Below are 2,227 nucleotides of genomic sequence, written 5' to 3' on the forward strand. Positions count from 1 at the left end.
TGTCGGCGGAACGTGAAAACTGATCACCGCGCGGCAACTCAAAATGGACCATCTGGTCGGTGACCCTGGCTTGATCCGAGCCAGGGAGGACCGAAGGGATGCTTGCTGTGGAGGATTGGGCTGAGATTCGTCGTTTGCGCCGGTCAGAGGGTATGCCGATCCAGGTGATCGCCCGGGTGATGGGCGTGTCGCGCAACACTGTGAAGCGGGCCTTGGCCTCGGACGGGCCGCCGAGGTATCAGCGCCCGGTGAAGGGGTCGGTCGTGGACGCGGTCGAACCGCAGATCCGGGAATTGCTGCGAGCGTATCCGACGATGCCGGCGACGGTGATCGCCGAGCGGATCGGCTGGACTCGTTCGGTGCGGGTGCTCTCGGGCCGGGTCGCCGAGCTGCGGCCGGTGTATCTGCCGCCGGATCCCGCGTCACGGACGACGTATGTGGCCGGGGAGATCGCGCAGTGCGATTTCTGGTTTCCGCCGATCGAGTTGCCGGTCGGGTTCGGGCAGGTTCGCGGCCCGAAACAGCTGCCGGTCTTGACGATGGTGCTGGGATATTCCCGCTGGTTGATGGCGATGCTGATTCCCTCGCGGCATGCCGAGGACCTGTTCGCCGGCTGGTGGACACATATTCATCGGTTGGGTTCGGTGCCGAGGGTTCTGGTTTGGGATGGTGAAGGCGCGATCGGTCGTTGGCGGGCCGGCCGCAGTGAGTTGACCGCCGAATGCCAAGCCTTCCGGGGAACATTGGGCACGAGGGTACTCATCTGCAAACCGGCCGATCCTGAAGCCAAGGGCATGATCGAGCGTGCTCACGACTATCTGGAGCGTTCGTTCCTGCCGGGGCGATCATTCAGCGGCCCAGCAGATTTCAATGTCCAACTGCAAGGCTGGCTGGAGTTGGTGAATGCCCGGCCGCGCCGCGCGCTGGGTTGCGCGCCGACCGATCGGATCACCGCGGACCGCCAGGCGATGCCGGAGTTGCCGCCGGTGGCGCCGCAGACTGGGTGGCGGCGCTCGGCGCGGCTGCCGCGTGATCACTACGTCCGCTTGGATTCCAACGACTACTCGGTGCATCCATCGGTGATCGGGCGCCGGATCGAGATCGTCGCGGACCTGGATCGGGTCCGGGTGTTCTCCGGTGGCCGGATCGTGGCCGATCACGAACGGATCTGGGCCTGGCATCAAACCCTGTCCGACCCCGACCACATCGAGGCGGCGAAAGTGTTGCGGCGCGGCCGCATCGGCATCCTGCGGCCGGCACCCGAACCCGAGGTCGAGCAACGCGCCCTGACCGACTACGACACCGCACTGGGCATCGACATCGAAGGCGGGGTGGCCTGATGCCCGGCCGGAGCAGGACCACCGCGAAGACATCGACCACGACGCGGGACTTCACCGCCGAGTTGACCTTCCTGACCCGCGCTTTGAAAGCGCCGTCGCTGCGCGAAGCCGCGCAACGGCTGCCCGAACGCGCCCGCGCCGAGAACTGGACCCACGAAGAGTTCCTGATCGCCTGCCTGCAACGAGAGGTGTCGGCCCGCGAGTCCCACGGCGGTGAGGGCCGCATCCGCTCGGCCCGATTCCCTCACCGCAAGTCCCTGGAGGAGTTCGATTTCGGGCATTCTCGCGGTCTGAAACGGGACGTGATCGCTCACCTGGGCACCCTCGATTTCGTCACCGCCAAGGACAACGTCGTGTTCCTCGGACCACCTGGAACAGGCAAGACCCACCTCGCGATCGGGTTGGCGATACGGGCGTGTCAGGCCGGGCATCGGGTCGCGTTCGCCACCGCCGCCGAGTGGGTCTCACGGCTGGCCGAAGCCCACCACAGCGGCCGTTTGCAAGCCGAACTGACCAAGCTCGGCCGCTATCCACTGCTCGTTATCGACGAAGTCGGCTACATCCCGTTCGAGAACGAAGCCGCCAACCTGTTCTTCCAGCTCGTCTCGTCCCGATATGAGCGGGCCAGCCTCATCGTGACCAGCAACAAGGTCTTCGGCCGCTGGGGCGAAGTCTTCGGCGACGACGTCGTCGCCGCGGCCATGATCGACCGACTCGTCCACCACGCCGAGGTCATCGCACTGAAAGGCGACAGCTACCGACTCAAGGACCGCGACCTCGGCCGCGTCCCCACAGTCGGCACAACTGAAGACTGAACCATCAACCAACCGCCCAGATGATCAACATTGACATGCTGTCAGATGGTCCAAATTGGCGTTCCGTTGACA

General features: G+C 65.2%; 2 protein-coding genes. Both read left to right on the forward strand.

The window, feature by feature from the left end; translation table 11 throughout:
• Nucleotides 1-98 precede the first annotated feature (98 nt).
• Entirely contained in the window at nucleotides 99-1,340 is a 1,242-nt protein-coding gene (gene istA, locus AB4Z47_RS30555; RefSeq protein ID WP_441956165.1) for an IS21 family transposase, read from the forward strand.
• A complete protein-coding gene (gene istB / locus AB4Z47_RS30560; protein ID WP_441956167.1) occupies nucleotides 1,340-2,155 on the forward strand; it encodes an IS21-like element helper ATPase IstB in 816 nt (271 codons plus the stop codon). Before istA ends, istB begins: the two co-directional genes overlap by 1 nt.
• Nucleotides 2,156-2,227 lie beyond the last annotated feature (72 nt).

Source organism: Nocardia sp. 2TAF39 (assembly GCF_052114905.1).
In the GTDB taxonomy this organism is placed as follows: Bacteria; Actinomycetota; Actinomycetes; order Mycobacteriales; family Mycobacteriaceae; genus Nocardia.